The following is a 22,428-nucleotide window of genomic DNA, read 5'->3' on the forward strand; positions in this document are numbered from 1 at the left end:
CGTGAAAGACTGCAGCTACCGGATGATGTCCATCGGAGGCGGTCATGTACAAAGACATTCTCGTCCACATCCCTACCGAGCGGCCGATGCGCCCGGTGATCGATGGCTCGATCTCACTCGCAGCGGGCCTCAACGCCCATCTCGACGCAGTCGCGGTTGGTTATGTGGCAACCAGTGCGGCCTACGTCATGGAGGGCGGCGCTGCGGTGGCGGCGGTGTTCGAGATGGAGCGCGAAAGCGCAGTGGAGCGGGCCGAGGCGGCGCTCGCGGTGTTCAAGAGCGAAGCGATGAACGCCGGCATTTCCTACACATGCCACCCACTCGGGGCGATGCCGGGGGATGCGGTCGGGTTGCTTGGCGAGATGGCGCGGCTGCACGATCTCAGCATCGTGCTCCAGCCGGATCCGGCGCAAGGCTCACTCGACAACGATGTGCCCCGCGAGATCCTGTTCCAGGCGGGCGGCCCGGTGCTTTTCCTGCCCTACACCTTCCATGGAGCGTTCAAGGCGAAACGGATCGGCATCTGTTGGGATGGCAGCCGCCTCGCCGCGCGCGCCATGCGCGACGCCGCACCATTCCTGGCTCGCGCCGAGGAGATCGTGATCATTGCGATCAACGAAACAGATATGGTTCCCGACGAAGTCTCGACGCGCAATCTGGCAAGGCATCTCGGCCGGCGCGGACTGTCGACCCGCACCGTCAACCTGTCGGCGGCGCGCTCCGACATTCAGCCGACCATGCTGTCGCTGGCAGCCGATGAGAACCTCGATCTTCTGGTCATGGGCGGCTACGGCCATTCGCGATTGCAGGAGCGGTTCCTCGGCGGCGTCACCCGCGCCATGCTGGAAGCCATGACGGTCCCGACGCTGATGTCGCATTAATCGAGGGACGACCAGGTCGGGCCGGTCACAAGCCCTGTCGTTCGAGCCGACAACCGCGTCCTTGAGCGGTGCCGGCGTCGGCAAGTTCGGGTCATATTCGAACAGGTTGGCCCGTCACGCCGCGGCGGGCCTCTCCCACGCCGAGGCCTCGACGCCGTCCTCGTCGTGTTGCGCATTGCACGCGTCGAAATGCGCCTTGAGTTCGACTTCGGCGAGATATTCGAAATGTTCGGCCTGACCGAGCAGTTCCCAGCTCTGGAGCGGCCGGTAGGCGGCCTGCTGACGACAGAGGGACGCTAGCGCGCGGTAGCGACGTACGTTGTCCATGAGACCCTCCCTCGCATTCATAGAGCTTATTGCCCTTATTTGCGTCAGGGCGATGGCGGTTGTGCAAAAGATTTGCTGCGCCCGCCGCGCGCTTGACCCGTTTGATTCTAGGCAAACGCGTGTTGGGCCGAAAGTTCCAATCAGCGCGGACTCAATATGTCTGGTGGAAAGTGGCAGGCCCTGGCACAGCCCATTCGGGTACCGGCTCGCTCCGCCTGTATCCGGTAGCCTACCGGATGAGCGCGGGCTCACCGGTCCGGATCGTCTGCGTCGAACTATGTTGCAGCTCCGGAACCCTGCCGGCTTCCGCAGCAGCGCGGATGGCGGCGATGTTGCCGGCATAGTCTGCGCTGCTCTTGCCGCGAAACACGGCGGAGCCCGCCACAAGCGTATCGGCACCCGCAGCGGCCACGGCCGCTGCATTGTCGCGCGTGATGCCGCCGTCAACCTCGAGCCGGATCGGCCGGTCGCCGATCATGCTTCGAATACGCCCGATCTTCTCGAGCTGGGACTCCAGGAAGGACTGGCCGCCAAAGCCCGGATTGACCGTCATCACCAGGACGAGATCGAGACGATCGAGCACATATTCGATCGCGCTTTCGGGAGTGGCGGGACACAGGCTGACACCGGCTTTCTTACCGAGCGCGCGGATGGCCTGGAGCGAGCGATCGAGATGCGGACCGGCTTCGGCATGCACCGTGATGACATCCGCGCCGGCCTTCGCGAACGCCTCGAGATAGGGATCGGCCGGCGCGATCATGAGATGCACGTCGAATATTTTCTTCGTCAGCGGCCGGATCGCCTTGATGACGTCCGCGCCATAACTGATGTTCGGAACGAAATGCCCATCCATGACGTCGCAATGAATCCAGTCGGCACCCGCAGCGTCGATCGCCGTGATCTCCTCGCCGAGGCGGGCGAAATCCGCAGCCAGGATCGACGGCGCGATGAGGATTTCTCTGGTCATGGCTTCGCACTCCCCTGCGCGTCCGCAACGCCGCTAAACACGCGGCTCGCCAGGACGTCCATGGGATCGATCGTTTCGAGGTCGGCGATCTCGAGCATGCGATCGAGATCGGATACCAGGCGATCGGCCTGCCGCAGGCGGATGCGGTCGACGGCATTGCGGATCGAGCGCGCATTGGAGAAGAACGGCTGGGTCCGGCGTAGCGCAATGTATTTCTCGAAAGCTTCGCGCGCCGCCGCCGACAGGCGATAACCCCGTTCCTTCAGCATCAATTCGGCAATGACCAGAAGCTCGGCTTCCGCATAGTCCGGAAAGTCGATGTGATGGGCGATGCGCGAGCGGAAGCCGGGATTGGAGGCGAAGAAGCTGGTCATTCGCTCGCCATAGCCGGCAAGGATCACGACGAGGTCCTCGCGCTGGTTCTCCATCACCTGGAGCAGAATCTCGATCGCCTCCTGGCCATAGTCGCGCTCGTTGTCGGGACGGTGCAGATAATAGGCTTCGTCGATGAACAGCACGCCGCCCATCGCCTTCTTCAGGATCTCCTTGGTCTTCGGCGCGGTGTGGCCGATATACTGGCCGACGAGATCGTCGCGCGTCACCGAGATCACCTGCCCGCGCCGCACGAAGCCGAGGCCGTGCAGGATCTTTGCCATGCGCAACGCGACGGTCGTCTTGCCGGTGCCGGGATTGCCGGTGAACGACATGTGCAGCGTCGGCGGCGACGAAGCCAGTCCCGCACGCTGCCGGATACGTTCGATCAGCAAGAGCGACGCGATCTGGCGCACGCGGTTCTTCACCGGCTTCAATCCGATCAGCTCCTGCTCGAGCTGCTGCAACGTGCCGGTGATTCCAGCCTCTTCGGCCTCCTTGCGGAGATCGAAACTGGTCTCGCCGGGCTTAGTGGTCATTGCGTGGGGAACATCCAGCATCGGCACCTCGAAGAAAAGGGCTTCGCCGCGGGGGAGCGGCGAAGCAGTGATCCGCCAAGGAAACGGAGCAGGGAGTGCTCCGCGCGGAGGAGAATGAGTTAGGTTGGCGCGTGCGCGGGCTGCCGACGCACGGTGGTGTAGCGGATCGCGCGTCCACCCACCTCCTGCCGCACCAGCTCGAACTCGGCCTCCTGCGGCGGGCGGTTGACGATGAAGGAGATCCGCACCGATTCCCAGCCATGGCTGGAGTCGAAGCCGCTGAGACGGATGTAGCGGTCGCCATACACTCTGCGGCATTCGGTGAGCTCCATCATCACGCCGGCGGCGTCCTGGAGATCGAACATCGGCAGGCCCCACATCTCCCAATAGGTATTGCGGGGATGCGGATCGTCGGTGAACTCGATGTTCACCGCCCAACCGTTGGTCAGGCAATACTGCACCTGCTTGGTGATCTGGTCGTCGGTCAGATCGGGCAGGAACGAGAAGCAGCCTTGGGTCAGCTTCATGTCAAATCTCCTCAAACGGTTTCGAGCGCGGTCGGCACGAAGTCCGGCGTGTCGGTGGATTCATAGTTGAAGGTCACGTCCTTCCAGACCTCGAGCGCAGCTTTCAGCGGCGTGCAGGTCTCGGCCGCCCTGGCCAGGATCTCCGGACCTTCGTGGACGTAGTCGCGCCCCTCGTTGCGGGCGAGGATCATCGCCTCCAGCGCCACGCGGTTGGCGATCGCGCCGGCCGCGATGCCCATGGGATGGCCGATGGTGCCGCCGCCGAACTGCAGCACGACGTCCTCGCCGAGCAGGTCGAGCAGCTGGTGCATCTGGCCGGCATGGATGCCGCCGGAGGCGACCGGCATCATCTTGTTCAGGCTCGCCCAGGACTGGTCGAAGAACAGGCCGTGTTCGAGTTTGGTCGGGTTGAAGTCCTCGCGGCAAACATCATAATAGCCGCGCGTGGTGTTCGGATCACCTTCGAGCTTGCCGACCACCGTGCCGGCATGGATGTGGTCGACGCCGGCAAGCCGCATCCACTTGGCGATGACACGGAACGACACGCCGTGGCTCTTCTGCCGCGTGTAGGTCGAGTGACCGGCGCGATGCAGATGCAGGATCATGTCGTTGCGACGCGCCCATTTCGCCATCGACTGGATCGCGGTGTAGCCGATCACGAGGTCGATCATGACGATGCACGACCCGAGCTCCTTCGCGAACTCGGCGCGCTCGTACATGTCCTCCATCGTTCCCGCGGTGATGTTCAGGTAGGTGCCCTTCGCCTCGCCGGAGGCCGCCTGCGCGCGGTTCACCGCCTCCATGCAATAGAGGAAGCGGTCGCGCCAGTGCATGAACGGCTGCGAGTTGATGTTCTCGTCATCCTTGGTGAAGTCGAGCCCGCCCTTCAGCGCCTCGTAGACCACGCGGCCGTAATTGCGGCCCGAAAGCCCGAGCTTGGGCTTGACGGTGGCGCCGAGCAGCGGCCTGCCGAACTTGTCGAGCCGCTCGCGCTCGACCACGATGCCGGTTGCCGGTCCCTGGAACGTCTTCACATAAGCGACGGGGAAGCGCATGTCTTCCAGACGCAGCGCTTTCAACGGCTTGAAGCCGAACACGTTGCCGATGATCGAGGCCGAGAGGTTGGCGATCGAGCCCGGCTCGAACAGGTCGAGGTCATAGGCGATGTAGGCGAAATACGAGCCCGGCGTGCCCGGCACCGGATCGACGCGATAGCATTTTGCGCGATACTTCTCCGCGGCGGTCAGGCGATCGGTCCACACCACCGTCCAGGTCGCCGTCGAGGATTCGCCGGCGACAGCGGCCGACGCCTCGATCGGATCGACGCCCTCTTGCGGCGTGACGCGGAACAGCGCGATGACATCGGTGTCCTTTGGCACATAGTCAGGCTCCCAATAGCCCATGCGCTTGTATTCCATCACGCCCGATCGATATCTTTCCTTGCCGCGGACGGTTCCTGCGTGTGCGTTCATGGCTCTCTCCTGCTCTTCTCTCTCTGAATGATTAGGCTGCGACAGGCTCGCGGGCGTCGACGCTCGGATCGAGTTCTCCGGCGCGGTAGCGCCGCGCCATCTCGCTCAAGGGAACGACCTTGATCCGGCTGGCGTGTCCTGCGGTCCCGAACTGCTCGAAGCGCTCGCGGCAGAGCTCGCGCATCGCATCCATCGCCGGCTTGAGGAATTTGCGTGGATCGAACTCCGAGCGCGTTTGCGCCGCAACTTTGCGGAACACCGCGGTCATCGCCAGTCGGCAGTCGGTATCGATATTGACCTTGCGCACGCCGCTCTTGATGCCGCGGACGATCTCCTCGACCGGCACGCCCCAGGTCTGCGGCATCTCGCCGCCGAACTGGTTGAACATGTCCTGGAGCGGCTGCGGCACCGAGGAAGAGCCGTGCATCACGAGATGCGTGTTCGGCAGCCGGCGATGAATCTCCTCGACCACCCGCATGGCCAGAATGTCGCCGTCCGGCTTGCGGCTGAACTTGTAGGCGCCGTGCGAGGTGCCCATCGCGATCGCGAGCGCATCGACCTTGGTGGCGCGGACGAAGTCGACCGCCTGGTCGGGATCCGTCAGCAACTGATCATGGCTGACCGTGCCTTCGACGCCGTGGCCATCCTCCTGCTCGCCGCCGCCATGCTCGAGCGAGCCGAGCACGCCGAGTTCGCCTTCAACGGAAGCGCCGACCCAATGCGCGAGATCGACGACGCGGCTGGTGATCGCAACATTGTAGGCGTAATCGGCCGCGGTCTTGGCGTCGGCCTTGAGCGAGCCGTCCATCATCACCGAGGTGAAGCCATGCGCGATGGCGGAGGCGCAGGTCGCCTCGTCATTACCGTGGTCCTGGTGCATGCAGAGCGGGATGTCCGGATAGGTCCGCTCCAGCGCGTCGATCATGTGCGAGAGCATGAGGTCGCCGGCATAGCTGCGCGCGCCGCGCGAAGCCTGGATGATGACGGGCGCATCGACCTCGGCCGCCGCCTGCATGATCGCGATACCCTGCTCCATGTTATTGATGTTGAACGCCGGCACCGCGTAACCGTGACTGGCGGCGTGGTCGAGCAGTTGGCGAAGGGTGATACGGGCCACGACAATTCCTCCTGTTATTGCTTGCCTGTGCGGGCCATCGCCCGCCGGGCGGCTTCCGCAACGCTTTGCGGCGTGATGCCGAATTCGCGGTAGAGCACGGGTGCAGGCGCCGAGGCACCGAAGCCGCGCATGCCGACGAATTCGCCATCAGTGCCGATCCAGCGATGCCAATCGCCGGCGACTGCCGCCTCGATGCCCACCCGGGGCACAGTGCCGAGCACGGCAGCGCGGTAGTCCTCCGGCTGCTCCTCGAACAACGCGAAGCAGGGTGCGGAGACCACGGCCGCGCGGATATGCTCGGTGGCAAGCAGGCGAGCCGCTTCCAGCGCAGTCGAGACTTCCGAACCTGTTGCAATGAGCGTCACGTCTCGGCCGCCGTCCGGCGAAACAATCAGATAGGCGCCGCGTGCGACGCGGTTTCTTCCACGGACATCGCTGCGGAAGGTCGGCAGGGCCTGACGGGACAGGCACAGCACGGAGGGACGATTTTCAGCTTGGAGCGCGCAGTCCCAGGCTTCCAGCGTCTCAACCGCGTCGGCCGGCCGGAACACAAGCAGGTTCGGAATGACGCGAAGCGCTGCGAGATGCTCGACTGGTTGATGCGTGGGGCCGTCCTCACCGAGACCAATGGAGTCATGGGTCATCACATGAATGACGCGGATCCGCATCAACGCCGCAAGGCGGATCGCCGGCCGGCTGTAATCAGAGAAGGCGAGGAAGGTGCCGCCATAGGGAATGAAGCCGCCGTGCAGCGCGAGGCCGTTCATCGCGGCCGCCATGCCGTGCTCGCGGATGCCATAATGGATGTAATCGCCGGCGAACGCGTCGCGCTTGACCGGGGTCTGCGCCTTGGCATGCGTCAGGTTCGAATGCGTGAGGTCCGCCGAGCCGCCGACAAATCCGGGAATCGTCCCTGCGATGCCGTCGAGCACCTGTTGCGACGCCTGCCGCGTCGCAAGCTTCGGACGCTCGGTGGCAAAGCGTTCGCGCAATTTCGCCGAGGCTTGGGCATAGGCGTTCGGCAGGGCAACCGTCTTGCCCTCGACAAACAGATCGCGCTGCTCGGGCGTCGCGCATTCATAGCGATCGAGCCAGGCGAGACGCGCGACCTGCCCGCGCTGCCCGATCATCCGCCATGCTTTCAGGATCGGGATTGGCACCACGAAGGGCTGATAGTCCCAGCCGAGCGCTCGCCGCGCCGCTGCCGCCTGCTCGGTGCCGAGCGGCGCGCCATGCGCCTTCTCGGTGCCCTGACGATCCGGCGCGCCATAGCCGATGATGGTGCGGCAGGCGATCAATGACGGTCTTGTGCTCTCACGCTCCTCGGCGATCGCCTGCGCAACTGCTTCGGGATCGTGCCCGTCGACACGGCGAACCGACCAGCCGGAGGCAGCGAAGCGCGCGAGCTGGTCGTCGGAGGTCGCGAGCGAGGTCGGGCCGTCGATCGAGATGCCATTGTCGTCGAACAGCACGATCAGGCGGCCCAGCCCGAGATGGCCGGCGAGCGAGATCGCTTCCTGGCTGATGCCTTCCATCAGGCAGCCGTCGCCGGCGATCACATACGTAAAGTGGTCGACGAGGCCATCGCCATGCCGCGCATTGGCCATGCGCTCGGCGAGGGCCATGCCCACCGCGGTCGCAATCCCCTGCCCCAGCGGACCGGTCGTCGTCTCGACGCCCGGCGTGTGGCCATATTCCGGATGCCCCGGCGTCTTCGAGCCCCATTGCCGAAAGGCCTTGATGTCATCGAGGCTGAGGTCGCCGCCGGTGAGATGGAGCAATGCATAGAGCAGCATCGAGCCATGGCCCGCCGACAGCACGAAGCGGTCGCGGTCCGGCCAATTGGGGTGAGCCGAGTCGAATTTCAGGAAGCGCGAGAACAGCACGGTCGCGACATCGGCCATGCCCATGGGCAGGCCGGGATGGCCGGACTGCGAGGTCTCGATGGCATCGACCGCGAGAAAGCGGACGGCATTGGCGAGATCGCTGTGCGCAACCGCCGTGAGGTCGGCGTCAGCGTGGACGGAGATGTTCATCGGATACTCTCCTTGTTCACTTCAGGTTTCGCTTGCGCTCGATCAGCTGCATGATCAGCGGCGTCAGGATGAGCTGCATGGCGAGATCGAGCTTCGCGCCGGGGCAGACGATCGAATTGGCGCGGGACATCCAGCTTTGCGGCAGCATCGAGAGCAGATAGGGGAAGTCGATGCCGCGCGGGTTCTTGAAGCGGATCACGACCATCGATTCGTCCGGCGTCGGGATCCAGCGCGCGATGAATGGATTGGAGGTGTCCACCGTGGGCACGCGCTGGAAGTTGATGTCGGTTTCGGAAAATTGCGGGCAGATGTAGTGGATGTAGTCGGGCATCCGCCGCAGAACGGTGTCGGTGACGGCCTCGGTCGAATAGCCTCGCGCACTGCGGTCGCGATGCAGCTTCTGGATCCATTCGAGATTGATGACGGGCACGACGCCGATCTTGAGGTCGGCATAGCGCGCGACGTTGACCTTGTCGGTGACGACCGCGCCGTGCAGGCCTTCGTAGAACAGCAGATCGGAGCTCTCCGGCAGTCGTTTCCATTCGGTGAAGGTGCCGGGTGCGGCACCATGCAGCGCGGATTCCTCGGCATCGTGGACGTAGTGCCGCGTCATCGCCGTGCCGGTCTCGCCATAGTCGCGGAACGCCCGCTCCAGCTCCTCGAACAGGTTGGTCTCGGGGCTGAAATGGCTGAAATGCCTGTTGCCGCGATCGGCCTCCTTCGCCATCTGCGTGCGCATTTCCGCGCGGTCATAGCGATGGAAAGCGTCGCCTTCGATGTAGGCGGCGTTGACCTTCTCGCGGAAGAAGATCTGCTCAAAGGTCTTCTTGACCGACGTGGTGCCGGCGCCGGAAGAGCCGGTGATGGAGATGATCGGATACTTCCTGGACATAGGATGCCTCGCTCACAGCCGGAAGAAGCCGCGCCGCGCGAACAGCGGTGCGGAGACGCTGGCGACCAGCAAGGGATCGCAATGCAGCTCCTCGACGCGCTGCACCTCGTTGCTCGAGCCCATGATCAGCGGCACGCGCTGGTGCAGGCTCTGCGCCGAGAGTTCGAGGATGCGCTCGCGCCCGGTCGAAGCCGAGCCGCCGGCCTGCTCGATGATGTAAGCCATCGGGTGCGCCTCGTAGACGAGGCGCAGGCGGCCGTCGCCATAACCGGGCCGTGCATCGGAGGGATAGAGGAACACGCCACCGCGGGTGAGGATGCGATAGGCCTCGGCAACCAGCGAGCCGACCCAGCGCATGTTGAAATTGTGATTGGCCTGCCCTTCCACACCGGCGAGGCATTCGTCGACGAAGGCGCGCACCGGCTGTTCCCAATGCCGGCGGTTCGAGGCGTTGATCGCGAACTCCTCGCAGGTCTCGGAGATCTGCACGGCGCTGCGGGCGAGACGGAAGCAACCGGACTTGCGGTCAAGCGTGAAGATGTCGACACCCTCGCCAAGCGTCAGCACCAGCGAGGTCTGCGGACCATAGGTGACGAACCCCGCCGCGAGCTGCGCCGAGCCGCGCTGATGGAAGGCGAGCGTGAGATCATCGGGCGCGGGCAGGATCGAGAAGATCGTGCCCACGGTCATGTTGATGTCGATGTTGGAGGAGCCGTCGAGCGGATCGATCGCGACGCAGATCTTCGCCGCGCGGTCGCCGATCTGCGGTTCGCGCATCTCCTCTGACGCCAGTGCCGCAATCGGCAACTTGCCGAGGCAGCGGCGCAGGATCGCGTCGGCCTGCACGTCGAGATCGCGCTGGACGTCACCGTCGCTATTACGGCCGGTGGTCAGGCCCGATGCGTCCGCAAGGTCTCCCGTCGCGATGAGATCGGCGATCTCGATCGCGGCTGCCGCGATGGCGTCGACCGCGGCCGCCACGGCCAGCGCATGCGGCGCCGTCTCGGAATACCGCTGAAGGTGGTCGTCCAGCCTGAGTTGCCCGGTCATCTGCGTCCATCCCCTTGCTGGTGCCGTATCCAGTTCCCTCCCCGCTGGAGGTCCGGTCCGGTCAGTGCCAACAACGATGAGATTGACAGGGGCGGCTTAATAAGGAAAATTTCTATTCATAATGAGTGCCAAAGAATTATCTTATAATGCCTCAGCACAGCTCCGGCATCTGACGATCCGGCAGCTTCGCTCGCTCGCGGCGCTCGCGGCCAAGGGCAGCGTCACGGCCGCATCGACCCAACTCGGCCTGACGCAGCCGGCCGTGACCCAGCAACTGCGCCAGCTTCAGGATCTCGCCGGACTGCCGCTGCTGCAGCGGACCGGCGACGGCATGCTGCTGACGGAGGCGGGCAAGGAGGTGCTTACCCTCGCCGAGCGGGTCGAAGCCGCAATCGCCGACTGCCAGGGCGCGCTCGACCTGCTTGCGGGGCGGACCGGCGGCACGGTGCATCTCGGCGCTGTCTCGACTGCAAAGTATTTCGTGCCGCACGCGATCGCGGCATTCTCGAAGCGGTATCCGAAGATCGAGCTCAAGCTCACGGTCGGCAATCGCGAGGAGATCCGCGAGGCCATGCACGGCTACGATCTCGATTTCGCGGTGATGGGTCGGCCACCGGCCGATGTCAGCGTCGACGTCCGTCAGCTCGGGCGCAATCCGCACATCATCGTCGCGCGCAAGGGGCACTGGCTGGAGAAGGATTCCGGCCTCAACCTCACCGACCTCGTGCACGAGACCTTTCTCACCCGCGAGCCCGGCTCGGGCACGCGGACACTGATGGAAGGCATGTTCCAGAGGTCGGATCTCGAGCCGATCATCGGCATGGAGATGAGCAGCAACGAGACCATCAAGCAGGCTGTCATCGCCGGGCTCGGCATCGCCTTCATCTCGGCCCACACCGTGGCGCACGAGCTCACCGAGGGCCGGCTGATCGTGCTCGACGTCGCGGGCCTGCCGATCGTGCGGCAATGGTACGTGATCCGCCGCAGCGACAAGGTGCTGTTGCCACCGGCGCAGGCGATGTTCGATTTCTTGGGATCGGAGGGGTCGAACTATCTTCCCGAATTGCCCGAACTCGGCGCGCGATAGCCCGTCGAATTTCAGCCCATCAGCTTCATCGCGACCGTGGCCGCGAGAATGACGATGATCTGGAGCAGGCGCTCGGTCGTGAAGATGCGGTTAAAGGTGGTCATCGCTTGCCCCGGCCGAATTGGGATGTCTCGGTCGGGACGTTGCTAGCACAGGCGGGCGTCGAGAGAACTCCGTAATCGCCCCGTGGTCTCCGTACGCGACCCGACGACCGGCCCCTCGGCGGGCCTGCCCAAGGCCGCGCCGATGGTTAACGATCAGGCCGCACGCGTCGCGGCGTAGTCCATCCGCGCGGCAAAATAGGCTTCCAACTCCAGCAGCGCCCGCGCTTCCCAATCCTTCGCCTGCTCGAGCAGCGACCAGCTCTGGCCCGGACGGAATGCAGCGGTCTGGCGATAGAGCGACGCGATACCGCGGTAGCGGCGCACGTTCTCCAAGATGGCGTGACCGGTGATTTGGCCGTTCATGTCCGAAAACTCCCTCGTCATTCCCGGGGGAGAAATTGCGGCCAAATCTTTTTCGAAAAGTTAGCGCCGCACAGCAAGCGTGCGAATGGTTTCCGGACTGTTGCCTGCGCGCAACGTGCGCGACCGCGCAAGGCCGATCTATTGCGAATTCGTTGCCGCGCTCTCGCTCCGCGGCTTCAACCCGCCGCGGCTGATGATCGCCATCGTCGCACGGCAGAGATCGGCAAGGCCGATCACCAGCACGGCGAGCAGACAGAACAGCTTGATGGAATCGGCATGCGCGCTGGTCAGCGAATTGAACTCGAAGAAGGGCGGCATGAACGCCCACCACACCAGCGGAATTGTAAGCACCGCGGCGAACGCCGCCGCCGGTGCGCCCGCGACAATGCCGAGCACGAACAGGCTGGGTAGGAACGCCGCGAAATAAAGTTTTGCGCCGAGCGCAACACAGACGCCCTGGAGCGCAGCCGACATCGCGACAACGACGAATCCAAGCAGAAACGCCTGCCACGACCATGGTCGTACCCGCGGTACGCCAACCAGCCCCGCACGCCTCATCAGCCTCCCCCTGCCGCCCGTTAACCAGGCTCGCTTGCGACCAAAGTACTACAGCGGCAGGGAAACTGCGAGGTGGAAATTGCCGGCCGGACGGCCTTGGTAAACGGGCCGAATCGCGCAATCTGGACCACCGCGGCCGCTACTCGGTGGCCGCATAGATCAGCCCTGCGACGGGCAACGCGAGGCCAATGGCCGATGCGTGCGTCCAGCCGCCTTGCGCAAACGCCCAGGCGCCGACCGCCGAGCCCGCCGCGCCCGCCGTGAAGAACGTCGCCATGTAGAGGCCGTTGAGGCGGCTGCGGTGCTCATGCCCCAGCGCGAAGATCGCGCGGAAGCCGAGCACGACGTTGCCCTGCACGCCGATGTCGATCGCGATCGCGGCCACGACCAGGCAGGCGAGGTTCAGCACCGATCCGGCCGCGCCGACATGCGTGATCAGGAAACCCACGGCCGCGAGCAGCAGCGCGACCAGTGTTGCCATGCGGCTGTGGCCGCGATCGGCAAGCCGCCCCGCGATCGGCGCCGCGAACACGCCGGCGACACCGGCGAGCGCGAACAGCGCGATGCCGCTCTGGGTGAAGCCGAACTCGCTCGCGAGCAGCAGCGGCGTCACGGTCCAGAACAGGCTGAAGGCGCCGAACAGGCTGGCCTGGTACAGCGCGCGGCGGCGCAGCAGCGGCGTGGTCCGCGCCAGATGCGGCATCGACAGCAGCAACTCGCCGTAATGCATCCGCGCGACCGGCTTACGCTTCGGCAGCGTCATCCAGAGCACGGCTGCGAGCACGATCATCAGCGCGGCCGAAGAGAAGAACACCGCGTGCCACGACAGCATCGCCGTGACGAAACTCGACACCGGCCGCGCCAGCATGATGCCGAGCATCAGGCCGGTCGAGACGTTGCCGACGACGCGGCCGCGAATGGCTGCCGGCGCCAGATGCGCCGCATAGGGAATGATGATCTGCACCGCGACCGAGCCGAGCCCGATGAACAGCGCGGCGATCAGGAAAGGCAGCGCGTGGGACGCGAACCCCGCGGCGAGCAGGGCTGCCGCGCCGAGCGTGATGACGGAGCAGATCAGGGTACGGTTCTCGACCAAGTCGCCGAGCGGCACGATGAAGAGAAGCCCCACGCCGTAGCCGATCTGCGTCATGGTGACGATCAGCCCCGCCGCTTCATGCGACAGGCCGAGCGCGGCGCTGATCGGGGCGATCAGCGGCTGGGCGTAATAGATGTTGGCGGCGACCATGCCACAGGCCGCGGCAAGCACGAAGGTCAGGAGCTGCGACACTGCATCCGGATCCGGCGCGGTCTCGATCGTGGCATTCATCGTCATTCACACAGTCTCCGAACTATAGGAAACGTTTGTTCCCTAATATGACAAAAAATTCAGGCGAGCAGCTTCATGGCGACAGCGACCAGGCGCTTGCCGTCGAGCGAAAGGCGCGCCTTGCCGACGACGCGCAGGCCCTGCGTGATGCAGATCATCAGCCGCGCGGTGTCATCGGCGGCGACATGGCGGGGTATAGAGCCGTCGGCCTGCCCCTCGCGAATGAGGCCGGCGATGAAGCCTTCGTTGGTTTCCAGCCGCGCGCTGACGAGGGCGGCGACCACCGGATCGACCGCGGACAATTCGACGGCGCTGCCGACCACGAGGCAGCCGCGCCGCCCCTCGCTGCCTTGGGAATGCTCTACATACGACAGCAGCATGTTGCGCAGCCGCTCGCGGCCATTGGCGCCTTTCGCCGCCGCGCTACGCGTCTGCTCCTGGCGCAGAGCCACGTAGCGCTCGAAGGCGGCGAGAAACACCGCATGCTTGTCGCGAAATGCCTTGTAAACGCTGCCGGTCGCCAGCCGCATCGCCGTGGTGAGATCGCCGATCGAGGTGGCATGATAACCGCGCTCGGAAAACACGCGGACGGCCCTGTCGAGCGCGGTGTCCATGTCGAACTCCCGGGGACGACCGGGCGGACGGGCAATCGGCTGGGATTTGCGGGCGGTCTTTTGCATTGCGGGATAATAGGGAATGATTGTTTCCGAATAAAGACACTTGGTTGTGATGAGATCACGGATCAAACTGATGGCTCAGGCGTCGTCCTGGCGAAGGCCAAGACCCATTATCCAGGGAGGGGTTTGGCGGACATTCGTTCGGTGGGATTGATACCGCGTCAAATCGCTTGACCTCGCGGTATGGGTCCTGGCCTTCGCCAGGACGACATTTGAGATTGTTGCGCCTGACTGCCGCGACATGGCCAATTCCGAGCGAAGCACGGGATAGCATCGCCTCTAAGCGGCGGCGGACTGACAGGGGGCGACACAGGAAGTCCCGTAGCCCGGATGGAGCGCAAGCGTAATCCGGGAAGGTGCGAACGCCGCGCGAGCGGCCCCGGGTATCGCTACGCTCACCCGGGCTACAGGAGATCACCCCGTCGTTCGCACCGGCGTTCCATCCGCCATCATGGTCACGCCCTTCCGTTCGACGATCATCCCGTAGGCCTGCGGCTGACGGTGAACGTCGAAATTGAAGGTGGTGCGCTTGTAGGAGTTGCAGAGATCGAGATCGCAGCGGGCGAGCGCGATCTCGTCGCTCTTGGTCGTGCATCGCGCGATGATCTCGCCGGAGGGCGCGATGACGCAGCTTCCGCCGATGTGGTCGACGCCCTCCTCGACACCCGCTTTGGCGACGCCGACCACGAAGGTGCCGTTCTGGTAGGCGCCGGCCTGCATCACCAGATGATTGTGAAACAGCGAGAGATCGTCATGCTCGGGCGCGGGCGGATTGTGCACCGGCGTGTTGTAGCCGATCATCACCATCTCGACGCCCTGCAGGCCCATCACCCGATAGGTCTCGCTCCAGCGGCGGTCATTGCAGATCGCCATCCCCATCACGCCGCCAAAGGCCTCGGTCACGCCAAAACCATCGCCGGGCTCGAAATAGCGTTTTTCCAGATGCTGGAATTCGCGCCAGGGCTCGTGCTCGGCATGCCCGGGCAGATGAACCTTGCGATATCTCGCGACGATGGCGCCGCTCTTCTCGACCAGGATCGAGGTGTTGTAGCGCCTGACCATTCCGGCCTCGACCGTCAGCTCGGCATAGCCAAGGTAAAATCCGATGCCGATCTCGCGCGCGAGATCGAACAGGCCTCTCGTCTCCCGCCCCGGCATCTCCCGCTCGAAGAAGCTGTCGATCTCGGCCTGGTCCTCGAAATACCAGCGCGGAAAGAACGTGGTCAGAGCGAGCTCGGGATAGACGATCAGGTCGCAACCGTTTGCGTGCGCCTGGCGCATCAACGCCATCAGGCGCGCCACGACCGCGGTTCTGGTCTCGGTCCGCGCCACAGGGCCAAGCTGGCCGGCCGCAACAGTTACAAATCTCGCCACGAATCTTTCCCTCGTCCGCTTCCCTGGTCAGGTTGCGGCAGAGACTATCGCGCGATGCGTCGCGCGCACAGCCTCGCTGTCCGGCACGGTGCCCAACCGAGAGGCAGCCCGCCCGTCACGTGGGAAGCGCCGACGATGAATTGCAGAGCGCCACTCACCATTCTGCGGCAACGGGCTCGTTGAAGAACTGACCGCGCGCCGCCATGGGCGACGGCTGGCGGCGACGATGCCGCTCCGCGACGCGCTTGTTCGGAGAGGCCGCCTTGGCCTGCCTGGGCTCCGCGGCGGGCTGCGCCGCCATGGCAAATGCCTGGCGCGTACCGTCCGGCGCGACTGGCGCCGCCGCGTCTGACGTTGACGCCACAGTTTTGGTCAACGGAATCTGTCGCACGTTGGTGTCGAAGACGATCTTCTCCGGCCAGGTCTGTGCAGAATGAATTCGGGCGATCGAGAGGTCCGGTCCGGTTTCGGCGGCGGCGCTTACGGGGCCGGCGAGGTAGTAGTCAGCGAGGTACAGGAGGCCGAGCAGAGCGCCGCCGGTGAAGACGAAATAGCGGATGAGCGGCATGGGTCCCTCGATCGCCTCGTTGTCGAGGCCCCTGCAGCAACGGGAAAAAGTGGCAATCGTTCCGGTGCGCCGTCGAGCAATCGCGCGAGACGCTCAGCCGCCCACTGGCATTCCGCTTGCTGCACGGCAGTCAAATCCCTCAGACCCGCAGTGGGTCTGTCTCATCGTGAGGCGATCATGCACCCGACGTCCCGTTTCGAAGCGACCATGTCGACACAGCTCCACGCATTGATCTCCGACCTGCGCTGGCGCCTGCGAATGATCGACGCCGACATTCTGGAGGAAGAGCGGAAGGCTGGAATCTGCGATCCCCAGAACGTCGCCTACCCCATGCTCGCGCACAACCTGCGGGCTCGGCGCGAGAATATCCGGGTGAGCGTCGCCATTCTCGAAAGCCGGCTTGAAAAGCAATCGACCGAGTGGCCGCGCGCGGCCTGATGCGGCGACGGGCCGAGCTCCAGACGCACGCTAACACGAAGGAACTCCCGTTGCCGATCTGCAACGGTTCCCGTCCGTCTGAAGCCGGACAAAAGAAACTCCCATTGCGGCCACGAACCCCTCTCACAACGCCGTGAGACGAGCAGGGGAACGACGATGCGTGCGCAACGAGTCTGGGTGGTGAACGGGGCTGCCAGCGTCGAGCAGTTGCAGACCAGATTGGACGATCTGAACAAGCGGCTCGGTCAACTCGAGACCCAGCACCCCGAGAGCTGGAAAGTCGAAGAGCTCAGATCGAGCGCCCTCAGCCTGTCGCGCGAAATCGACGATATCCGCTGCGCCGAGGCGACGGCCGCACTGAGCGAGCTGCTGCGGAAATAGCCGCGGTTCGCGATTCGCCCGTCGCGCAAGGAACCAACGCCGCCTCCCCGCCATTGCCATGCCGAGCATGGAGCAAGATCATGACCAGGCACCTGACGCGGGCCGATCTCGTGCGCGGCGTGGCCGGCGCGGTATCCACGCTGGTCCTGTGCGCGACGATGGCCTTCACCATCGCGCGCCACTTCGCGCTGTAGAGCATTTGGCGCTGTGAGGTATTTGCGATGACGTCCGACCCCGAGGAATCGGTCAGGCTGCAAGGCTACGGCGAGATGACGTTGCGCACAGCCGTCGCGACGCTGATGGCGCTCGCACCAGGCGAACGATCCGACGCAGCGATCTTCCGCGTCCGCGATGGCGTGCGGCTCGCATCGAGCGAGGTCGCAGAGCTAGCGTCGGAATGGGGCATCACGCCAACGCCGGAGATCAGGTCGCCGAACCTCGTCCCGGAGCAACATTGGACACACGTCGTTCGCGGCATGGTGCGCGAGGCGCCGCTGCCGGCGCTGATGGTGGCATTCATGATCGGCGTGCTGGTGGCGCGGCGGTAGTCCTCTGACCTAGCTTACAACGCCGAGTCATTGATATCGGCAAATGCCGAGCCATGCCGCTCACACAAGCCGCCCTGCCCGGCCAAATCGGCCGTGGACCCGCCCCGAAAATCGTTGCAAGAAGGCGCTCCCGGGCGCCGGCGGCCGGTCCGCCAAGCCATTGGGAACGAGCCTTAGGAAAACGTCGACTTTTGGAAGAATGGTCGGAGTGGCAGGATTCGAACCTGCGACCCCTGCGTCCCGAACGCAGTGCTCTACCGGGCTGAGCCACACTCCGACAAGAGGCCGGCTTATAGCGTCGGGTTTGGCGCACCGCAAGCGGCCGAGCTGAGGAATCTTATCCCTGTGAAAACGGGTCTTGAAACGCTGATTTTACCGGCCGGCGAGGCTGGCGCGGAGGCTGCCGCCCGGACATTGGCCGCCGGCGGGCTGGTCGCGTTCCCGACCGAAACGGTCTACGGGCTCGGGGCGGATGCCGGAAATGCCGGCGCGATTGCCCATCTTTACGCCGCCAAGGGGCGGCCGGCCTTCAATCCGCTGATCGCGCATGTCGCCGACCTCGCGGCCGCGCGCAGGATCGGGCGATTCGACGCCTGCGCCTCGCGCCTTGCGGAGGCGTTCTGGCCGGGGCCGCTGACGCTGGTGGTGCCGAAGACGGAAAACTGCCCGGTGGCCGAGCTTGCCACTGCGGGCCTCGACACGGTCGCGATCCGCATTCCGGCCCATCCGGTGGCGCAGGCGATCCTGCGCGCCTTTGGCGGGGCTGTGGTGGCGCCGTCTGCCAACCTCTCCGGCCACGTCTCGCCGACGCTGGCAGCTCATGTCGAGGGCGACCTTGCGGGCCGGATCGACCTGATCGTCGACGGCGGGCCGGTTACGGTCGGCGTCGAATCGACCATCGTCGGCTGCTTTGCGGCGCCGATGCTGCTGCGGCCCGGCGGCCTGTCACGCGAGCGGATCGAGGCCGTGCTCGGCGCACCGCTGGCGCGACTGCCGGCGGAGGCCGACAGCGACGACAGCCAGCCGCTGGCGCCGGGCATGCTGGCCTCGCATTACGCGCCGCGCGCCCATGTGCGGCTCAATGCGCAGGACGTCGCGCCGGGCGAAGCGCTGCTGGCGTTCGGCCCCGCGCGCCTGCCTGGCCTGAAGGCCGCTGCCGCGGTCATGAATTTGTCGCCCAGCGGTGATCTCGATGAAGCCGCCGCCAATCTGTTCGGCTATGTTCGCGCCCTCGATGAGAGGCGCCCGCGGGCGATCGCGGTGATGACGATCCCCGAGGAGGATCTAGGCGAAGCGATCAACGACCGGCTGCGCCGGGCGGCCGTGGCGAGATAAGAGCGAAGCAAGAGACAAGACAATGAACATTAATCATTCCGCCACCCCTCCGCTTGCGCCCGAGCTGATCGAACAATTCCGCAAGATCGTCGGCGAGAGGCACGCGATCACCGATGCGGCCGACATCGAGGCCTATGTCACCGAGGAGCGCAATCTGTTCCACGGCCGCTCGCCGCTGGTGCTGCGCCCAGGCTCGACCGCGGAGGTCGCCGCGATCTGCAAGCTCGCTTCGGAGCACAAGATCGCGCTGGTGCCGCAGGGCGGCAACACCGGGCTCGTCGGCGGCCAGACCCCGCACAATGGCGAGGTGGTGGTGTCGCTGCGGCGGCTCGACAAGATCCGCGAGATCGACACCGCCTCCAACACCATGACCTGCGAGGCCGGCGTGGTGCTGCAGATCGCGCAGCAGAAGGCCGCGGACGTGGACCGGCTGTTTCCGCTTTCGCTGGGCGCGGAAGGGAGCTGCACCATCGGCGGCAATCTCTCGACCAATGCCGGCGGCACGGCCGCGCTCGCCTATGGCGTCGCGCGCGAGATGGCGCTGGGGCTCGAGGTGGTGCTGGCGGACGGGCGCGTGCTCGGCGTGCTCTCGAAGCTGAAGAAGGACAACACCGGCTACAATCTGCACAACCTCTTCATTGGCGCCGAAGGCACGCTCGGCATCATCACCGCGGCGACGCTGAAGCTGTTTCCGAAGCCTCGGTCGATCGAGACCGCCTTCGTCGGGCTGAAGTCGCCGGACGCCGCGCTGAAACTGCTGGCGATCGCGCAAAGCGAGGCCGCCAATGCGCTGACGAGTTTCGAGCTGCTCTCGGAGATGGCGGTCGATTTCTCGATCCGCCACGGCATCGACGTGCGCGATCCGCTCGCGCAAAAGCATGCCTGGTACGTGCTGATGGAATTGTCGTCACCCGGCGACGACGCCCGCACGCCGCTGGAGACGATCCTCAGCCGTGCCATGGAGGACGAGATCGTCGACGACGCGGTGATCGCGGCCAATCTCACCCAGCGTGCCGGCTTCTGGAAGCTGCGCGACGAGATGTCGTCGGCGCAGAAGCCGGAGGGCGGCTCGATCAAGCACGACATCTCCGTGCCCGTGGCCACCGTGCCCGCCTTCATCGCCGAGGCCAATGAAGCCGTGGTGAAGCTGATCCCCGGCGCGCGGCCGGTGCCGTTCGGCCATCTCGGCGACGGCAATCTGCACTACAATGTCAGCCAGCCCATCGGCGCCAACACCGCGGACTATCTGGCGCGCTGGCACCAGATGAACGCGGTCGTGTTCGCGATCGTGCTGCGCATGGGCGGCTCGATCTCGGCCGAGCACGGCATCGGCGTGCTCAAGCGCGACGAGCTTCCCGATGTGAAGGACAAGACTGCAATCGAGCTGATGCGACAGCTCAAGGCGATGCTCGATCCGCTTGGAATCATGAACCCGGGAAAAGTGCTGTGAGTGCGCTCACGATCGACGCGATCACCGACGCGGATGTCGAGCCGGTGGTCGCGCTGTGGCAGCGCTGCGGCCTGACCCGGCCGTGGAACGATCCGCATGCCGACATCGCGCTGGCGCGGCGGCGCGACAATTCCACCATCCTGCTCGGCCGCGACGGCGGCGCCGTCGTCGCTACCGTGATGGTCGGCCATGACGGCCATCGCGGCTGGGTCTATTACGTCGCCGTTGACCCCGATAGCCAGAAGCGTGGCTACGGCCGCGTCATCATGGCCGCGGCCGAAGCCTGGCTGCGCGCGGCTGGAATTTTGAAGCTGCAGCTCCTGGTCCGCCGCGGCAATGAGCAGGCCAATGCGTTCTACCAGTCGCTGGCTTTCGAGGAATCGACCTCGGTGATGTTCCAGAAGTGGCTCGACGGCCGCACCACAACGCCAAGCAATTGAGACCGAGCCATGACCATTTCCGACCGCGTCCGCATCAAGGACGTCCGCGTGCTCTCGGACAACTGGACCACGCTGAAGAACACCACGTTCGAGTACCGGCGCGCCAATGGCGAATGGCAGACGCAGCACCGCGAGACCTATGAGCGCGACAACGCCGCCGCCGTGCTGCCGTATAATCTCGCACGGCGGACCGTGATCCTGGTGAAGCAATTCCGCCTGCCGGCCTTCATCCGCGGCTACGACGATCTCCTGATCGAAGCCGCCGCCGGCGTGCTGGACGATGCCTCGCCCGAAATTCGCATCCGCGCCGAGGCCGAGGAGGAAACCGGCTATCGCCTGCACCACGTCGAAAAGGTGTTCGAGGCGTTCATGAGCCCCGGCGCCATCACCGAGAAGCTGCATTTCTTCATCGCCGAATACGAGCCGGAGATGCGGGTCAGCGACGGCGGCGGCCTCGAACACGAAGGCGAGGACATCGAGGTGCTGGAGCTCGGCATCGACGAGGCGCTGGCGATGATCGCGGACGGCCGCATCATCGACGCCAAGGCGATCATGCTGCTGCAGCATGTGGCGCTGCATGTGTTTCGGTGAGCTTGCTTACTCTTGAGCTCTCCCCCGACTATCTCTAGTCTATCGCCAACAAGAACCAGGAGACGCGCCCATGTCCGCTTCGCGCGACGACGAATTCGGCTTTGCGCCCGACTATGACGCCCCCGTCCCCTATATGCAGCGCACGCGGGACTATTACGCCGCGATTGGCTACACCACGGCGTATCGCTGGGCCCATTACACCGAGGCGCCGTTCCAGCCGCTGAAGAAGCCGCTGTCGCAATCACGCGTCACTATCATCACGACGGCCGCGCCGTACGACCCCACCAAGGGCGACCAGGGCCCGGGCGCGGCGTATAATGGCGGCGCGAAATTCTACCAGGTCTATGACGGCGACACGGCGAAGCAGCACGACCTTCGCATCTCGCATATCGGCTACGACCGCAAGCACACCACGGCCACCGACAACGGCACCTGGTTTCCGCTGCCGCAGCTTTTGAAGGCGAGCGCTGCGGAGCGCATCGGCGAGGTGGCCCCGCGCTTCTTCGGGGCGCCGACCAACCGCAGCCATCGCGTCACCCTCGACACCGACGCGCCGGAAATTCTGGCGCGCTGCCTTGCCGACAAGGTCGATGTCGCGGTGCTGGTTCCGAACTGTCCCGTCTGCCATCAGACCACGGCGCTGGTGGCGCGGCATCTCGAGGCCAACGGCATTCCGACCGTGATCATGGGCTGCGCCAAGGACATCATCGAGCACGCCGCCGTGCCGCGTTTCCTGTTCTCGGATTTCCCGCTCGGCAATTCCGCCGGCAAGCCGCACGACATCGTCTCGCAGGCGCAGACGCTCGAGCTGGCGCTGAAACTGCTGGAGACCGCGAGCGGCCCGCAGACCACCATGCAGTCGCCGCTGCGCTGGAGCGAGGACGCCTCCTGGAAGCTCGACTACAACAACGTCGCGCAGCTCTCAGCCGAAGAGCTGGCGCGCCGCCGCGCCGAATTCGACAAGCAGAAGGAGATCGCGCGCGGCAATCGCGCCGCCTGACGTCCTC

General features: G+C 65.1%; 25 protein-coding genes and 1 tRNA gene. 10 read left to right on the plus strand and 16 right to left on the minus strand.

Translation table 11 applies throughout. From position 1 onward, the window contains the following. Positions 1-44: 44 nt before the first annotated feature. Complete coding sequence (locus tag AC0L3A_RS10930) at positions 45-881, plus strand: universal stress protein (protein WP_007594814.1); 837 nt, start codon at positions 45-47, stop codon at positions 879-881. Between the two features lie 114 nt (positions 882-995). Here the strand turns inward: AC0L3A_RS10930 and AC0L3A_RS10935 are convergent, their stop codons facing one another. The 9 genes from AC0L3A_RS10935 to AC0L3A_RS10975 form a co-directional block, all read right to left on the minus strand. Further along, entirely contained in the window at positions 996-1,208 is a 213-nt protein-coding gene (locus AC0L3A_RS10935) for a hypothetical protein (RefSeq protein ID WP_354127340.1), read from the minus strand. 229 nt (positions 1,209-1,437) lie between these two features. Next, the gene (rpe, locus tag AC0L3A_RS10940; RefSeq protein WP_473254348.1) at positions 1,438-2,175 is read right to left on the minus strand and encodes a ribulose-phosphate 3-epimerase; all 738 of its coding nucleotides are present in this window, start codon (positions 2,173-2,175) and stop codon (positions 1,438-1,440) included. Beyond that, entirely contained in the window at positions 2,172-3,107 is a 936-nt protein-coding gene (gene cbbX, locus AC0L3A_RS10945) for a CbbX protein (protein ID WP_473254349.1), read from the minus strand. The genes rpe and cbbX overlap by 4 nt, the downstream gene beginning before the upstream one ends. Before the next feature lie 98 nt (positions 3,108-3,205). Then, the gene (locus tag AC0L3A_RS10950; RefSeq protein WP_354127342.1) at positions 3,206-3,613 is read right to left on the minus strand and encodes a ribulose bisphosphate carboxylase small subunit; all 408 of its coding nucleotides are present in this window, start codon (positions 3,611-3,613) and stop codon (positions 3,206-3,208) included. Between the two features lie 11 nt (positions 3,614-3,624). Then, the gene (locus tag AC0L3A_RS10955) at positions 3,625-5,085 is read right to left on the minus strand and encodes a form I ribulose bisphosphate carboxylase large subunit (RefSeq protein WP_007594836.1); all 1,461 of its coding nucleotides are present in this window, start codon (positions 5,083-5,085) and stop codon (positions 3,625-3,627) included. 31 nt (positions 5,086-5,116) lie between these two features. Continuing rightward, the gene (gene fba / locus AC0L3A_RS10960; RefSeq protein WP_007594838.1) at positions 5,117-6,202 is read right to left on the minus strand and encodes a class II fructose-bisphosphate aldolase; all 1,086 of its coding nucleotides are present in this window, start codon (positions 6,200-6,202) and stop codon (positions 5,117-5,119) included. Positions 6,203-6,216: 14 nt separating this feature from the next. Then, on the minus strand, positions 6,217-8,238 hold the full coding sequence (gene tkt, locus AC0L3A_RS10965; protein ID WP_473254350.1) for a transketolase: 2,022 nt from the start codon (positions 8,236-8,238) through the stop codon (positions 6,217-6,219). Positions 8,239-8,254: 16 nt separating this feature from the next. Next, entirely contained in the window at positions 8,255-9,130 is an 876-nt protein-coding gene (locus AC0L3A_RS10970; protein ID WP_354127344.1) for a phosphoribulokinase, read from the minus strand. A gap of 12 nt (positions 9,131-9,142) precedes the next feature. Further along, entirely contained in the window at positions 9,143-10,180 is a 1,038-nt protein-coding gene (locus tag AC0L3A_RS10975) for a class 1 fructose-bisphosphatase (RefSeq protein WP_007594848.1), read from the minus strand. A gap of 121 nt (positions 10,181-10,301) precedes the next feature. Here AC0L3A_RS10975 and AC0L3A_RS10980 point away from each other — a divergent pair, with 121 nt between their 5' ends. After that, positions 10,302-11,267 carry a LysR family transcriptional regulator gene (locus AC0L3A_RS10980; RefSeq protein WP_219678637.1) on the plus strand — a complete coding sequence of 322 codons (966 nt, stop codon included), beginning with the start codon at positions 10,302-10,304 and terminating at the stop codon, positions 11,265-11,267. A gap of 257 nt (positions 11,268-11,524) precedes the next feature. Here the strand turns inward: AC0L3A_RS10980 and AC0L3A_RS10985 are convergent, their stop codons facing one another. The 6 genes from AC0L3A_RS10985 to AC0L3A_RS11010 all read right to left on the minus strand — a co-directional run bounded on the left by AC0L3A_RS10985 (position 11,525) and on the right by AC0L3A_RS11010 (position 16,238). Beyond that, the gene (locus AC0L3A_RS10985) at positions 11,525-11,734 is read right to left on the minus strand and encodes a hypothetical protein (protein ID WP_007594851.1); all 210 of its coding nucleotides are present in this window, start codon (positions 11,732-11,734) and stop codon (positions 11,525-11,527) included. 138 nt (positions 11,735-11,872) lie between these two features. Further along, positions 11,873-12,292, minus strand: coding sequence for a hypothetical protein (locus AC0L3A_RS10990; protein ID WP_007594853.1), 420 nt, complete (start codon positions 12,290-12,292; stop codon positions 11,873-11,875). A gap of 139 nt (positions 12,293-12,431) precedes the next feature. After that, on the minus strand, positions 12,432-13,625 hold the full coding sequence (locus tag AC0L3A_RS10995; RefSeq protein WP_473254351.1) for an MFS transporter: 1,194 nt from the start codon (positions 13,623-13,625) through the stop codon (positions 12,432-12,434). A gap of 53 nt (positions 13,626-13,678) precedes the next feature. Continuing rightward, a complete protein-coding gene (locus AC0L3A_RS11000) occupies positions 13,679-14,299 on the minus strand; it encodes a TetR/AcrR family transcriptional regulator (RefSeq protein ID WP_035993264.1) in 621 nt (206 codons plus the stop codon). A 411-nt stretch (positions 14,300-14,710) separates the two neighbouring features. After that, entirely contained in the window at positions 14,711-15,670 is a 960-nt protein-coding gene (locus AC0L3A_RS11005; protein WP_473254352.1) for an N-carbamoyl-D-amino-acid hydrolase, read from the minus strand. Positions 15,671-15,824: 154 nt separating this feature from the next. Then, the gene (locus tag AC0L3A_RS11010; protein WP_473254353.1) at positions 15,825-16,238 is read right to left on the minus strand and encodes a hypothetical protein; all 414 of its coding nucleotides are present in this window, start codon (positions 16,236-16,238) and stop codon (positions 15,825-15,827) included. 258 nt (positions 16,239-16,496) lie between these two features. Between AC0L3A_RS11010 and AC0L3A_RS11015 the strand changes: the two genes are divergently transcribed. The 3 genes from AC0L3A_RS11015 to AC0L3A_RS11025 all read left to right on the plus strand — a co-directional run bounded on the left by AC0L3A_RS11015 (position 16,497) and on the right by AC0L3A_RS11025 (position 17,605). Continuing rightward, positions 16,497-16,676, plus strand: a complete 180-nt coding sequence (locus tag AC0L3A_RS11015; RefSeq protein WP_371261319.1) for a hypothetical protein — start codon at positions 16,497-16,499, stop codon at positions 16,674-16,676. Between the two features lie 156 nt (positions 16,677-16,832). Next, positions 16,833-17,057 carry a hypothetical protein gene (locus tag AC0L3A_RS11020; RefSeq protein WP_007594875.1) on the plus strand — a complete coding sequence of 75 codons (225 nt, stop codon included), beginning with the start codon at positions 16,833-16,835 and terminating at the stop codon, positions 17,055-17,057. A gap of 221 nt (positions 17,058-17,278) precedes the next feature. After that, positions 17,279-17,605 carry a hypothetical protein gene (locus AC0L3A_RS11025; protein ID WP_219678648.1) on the plus strand — a complete coding sequence of 109 codons (327 nt, stop codon included), beginning with the start codon at positions 17,279-17,281 and terminating at the stop codon, positions 17,603-17,605. Positions 17,606-17,805: 200 nt separating this feature from the next. Here the strand turns inward: AC0L3A_RS11025 and AC0L3A_RS11030 are convergent. After that, positions 17,806-17,882 (minus strand) — tRNA-Pro (locus AC0L3A_RS11030). A 68-nt stretch (positions 17,883-17,950) separates the two neighbouring features. Here AC0L3A_RS11030 and AC0L3A_RS11035 point away from each other — a divergent pair. From AC0L3A_RS11035 to AC0L3A_RS11055, 5 genes are all read left to right on the plus strand, one after another. Further along, on the plus strand, positions 17,951-18,940 hold the full coding sequence (locus tag AC0L3A_RS11035; protein ID WP_473254354.1) for an L-threonylcarbamoyladenylate synthase: 990 nt from the start codon (positions 17,951-17,953) through the stop codon (positions 18,938-18,940). A 22-nt stretch (positions 18,941-18,962) separates the two neighbouring features. Further along, positions 18,963-20,390, plus strand: coding sequence for an FAD-binding oxidoreductase (locus tag AC0L3A_RS11040; RefSeq protein WP_473254355.1), 1,428 nt, complete (start codon positions 18,963-18,965; stop codon positions 20,388-20,390). Beyond that, positions 20,387-20,830: a GNAT family acetyltransferase gene (locus tag AC0L3A_RS11045; RefSeq protein ID WP_473254356.1), complete on the plus strand. Its 444-nt coding sequence runs from the start codon at positions 20,387-20,389 to the stop codon at positions 20,828-20,830. The genes AC0L3A_RS11040 and AC0L3A_RS11045 overlap by 4 nt, the downstream gene beginning before the upstream one ends. Positions 20,831-20,839: 9 nt before the next feature. Continuing rightward, positions 20,840-21,421, plus strand: coding sequence for a GDP-mannose pyrophosphatase (locus tag AC0L3A_RS11050; protein WP_473254357.1), 582 nt, complete (start codon positions 20,840-20,842; stop codon positions 21,419-21,421). A gap of 70 nt (positions 21,422-21,491) precedes the next feature. After that, positions 21,492-22,421: a hypothetical protein gene (locus AC0L3A_RS11055; RefSeq protein WP_007594885.1), complete on the plus strand. Its 930-nt coding sequence runs from the start codon at positions 21,492-21,494 to the stop codon at positions 22,419-22,421. Positions 22,422-22,428: the final 7 nt, after the last annotated feature.

The sequence above is a fragment of the Bradyrhizobium sp. MI1.3 genome, from assembly GCF_055811695.1.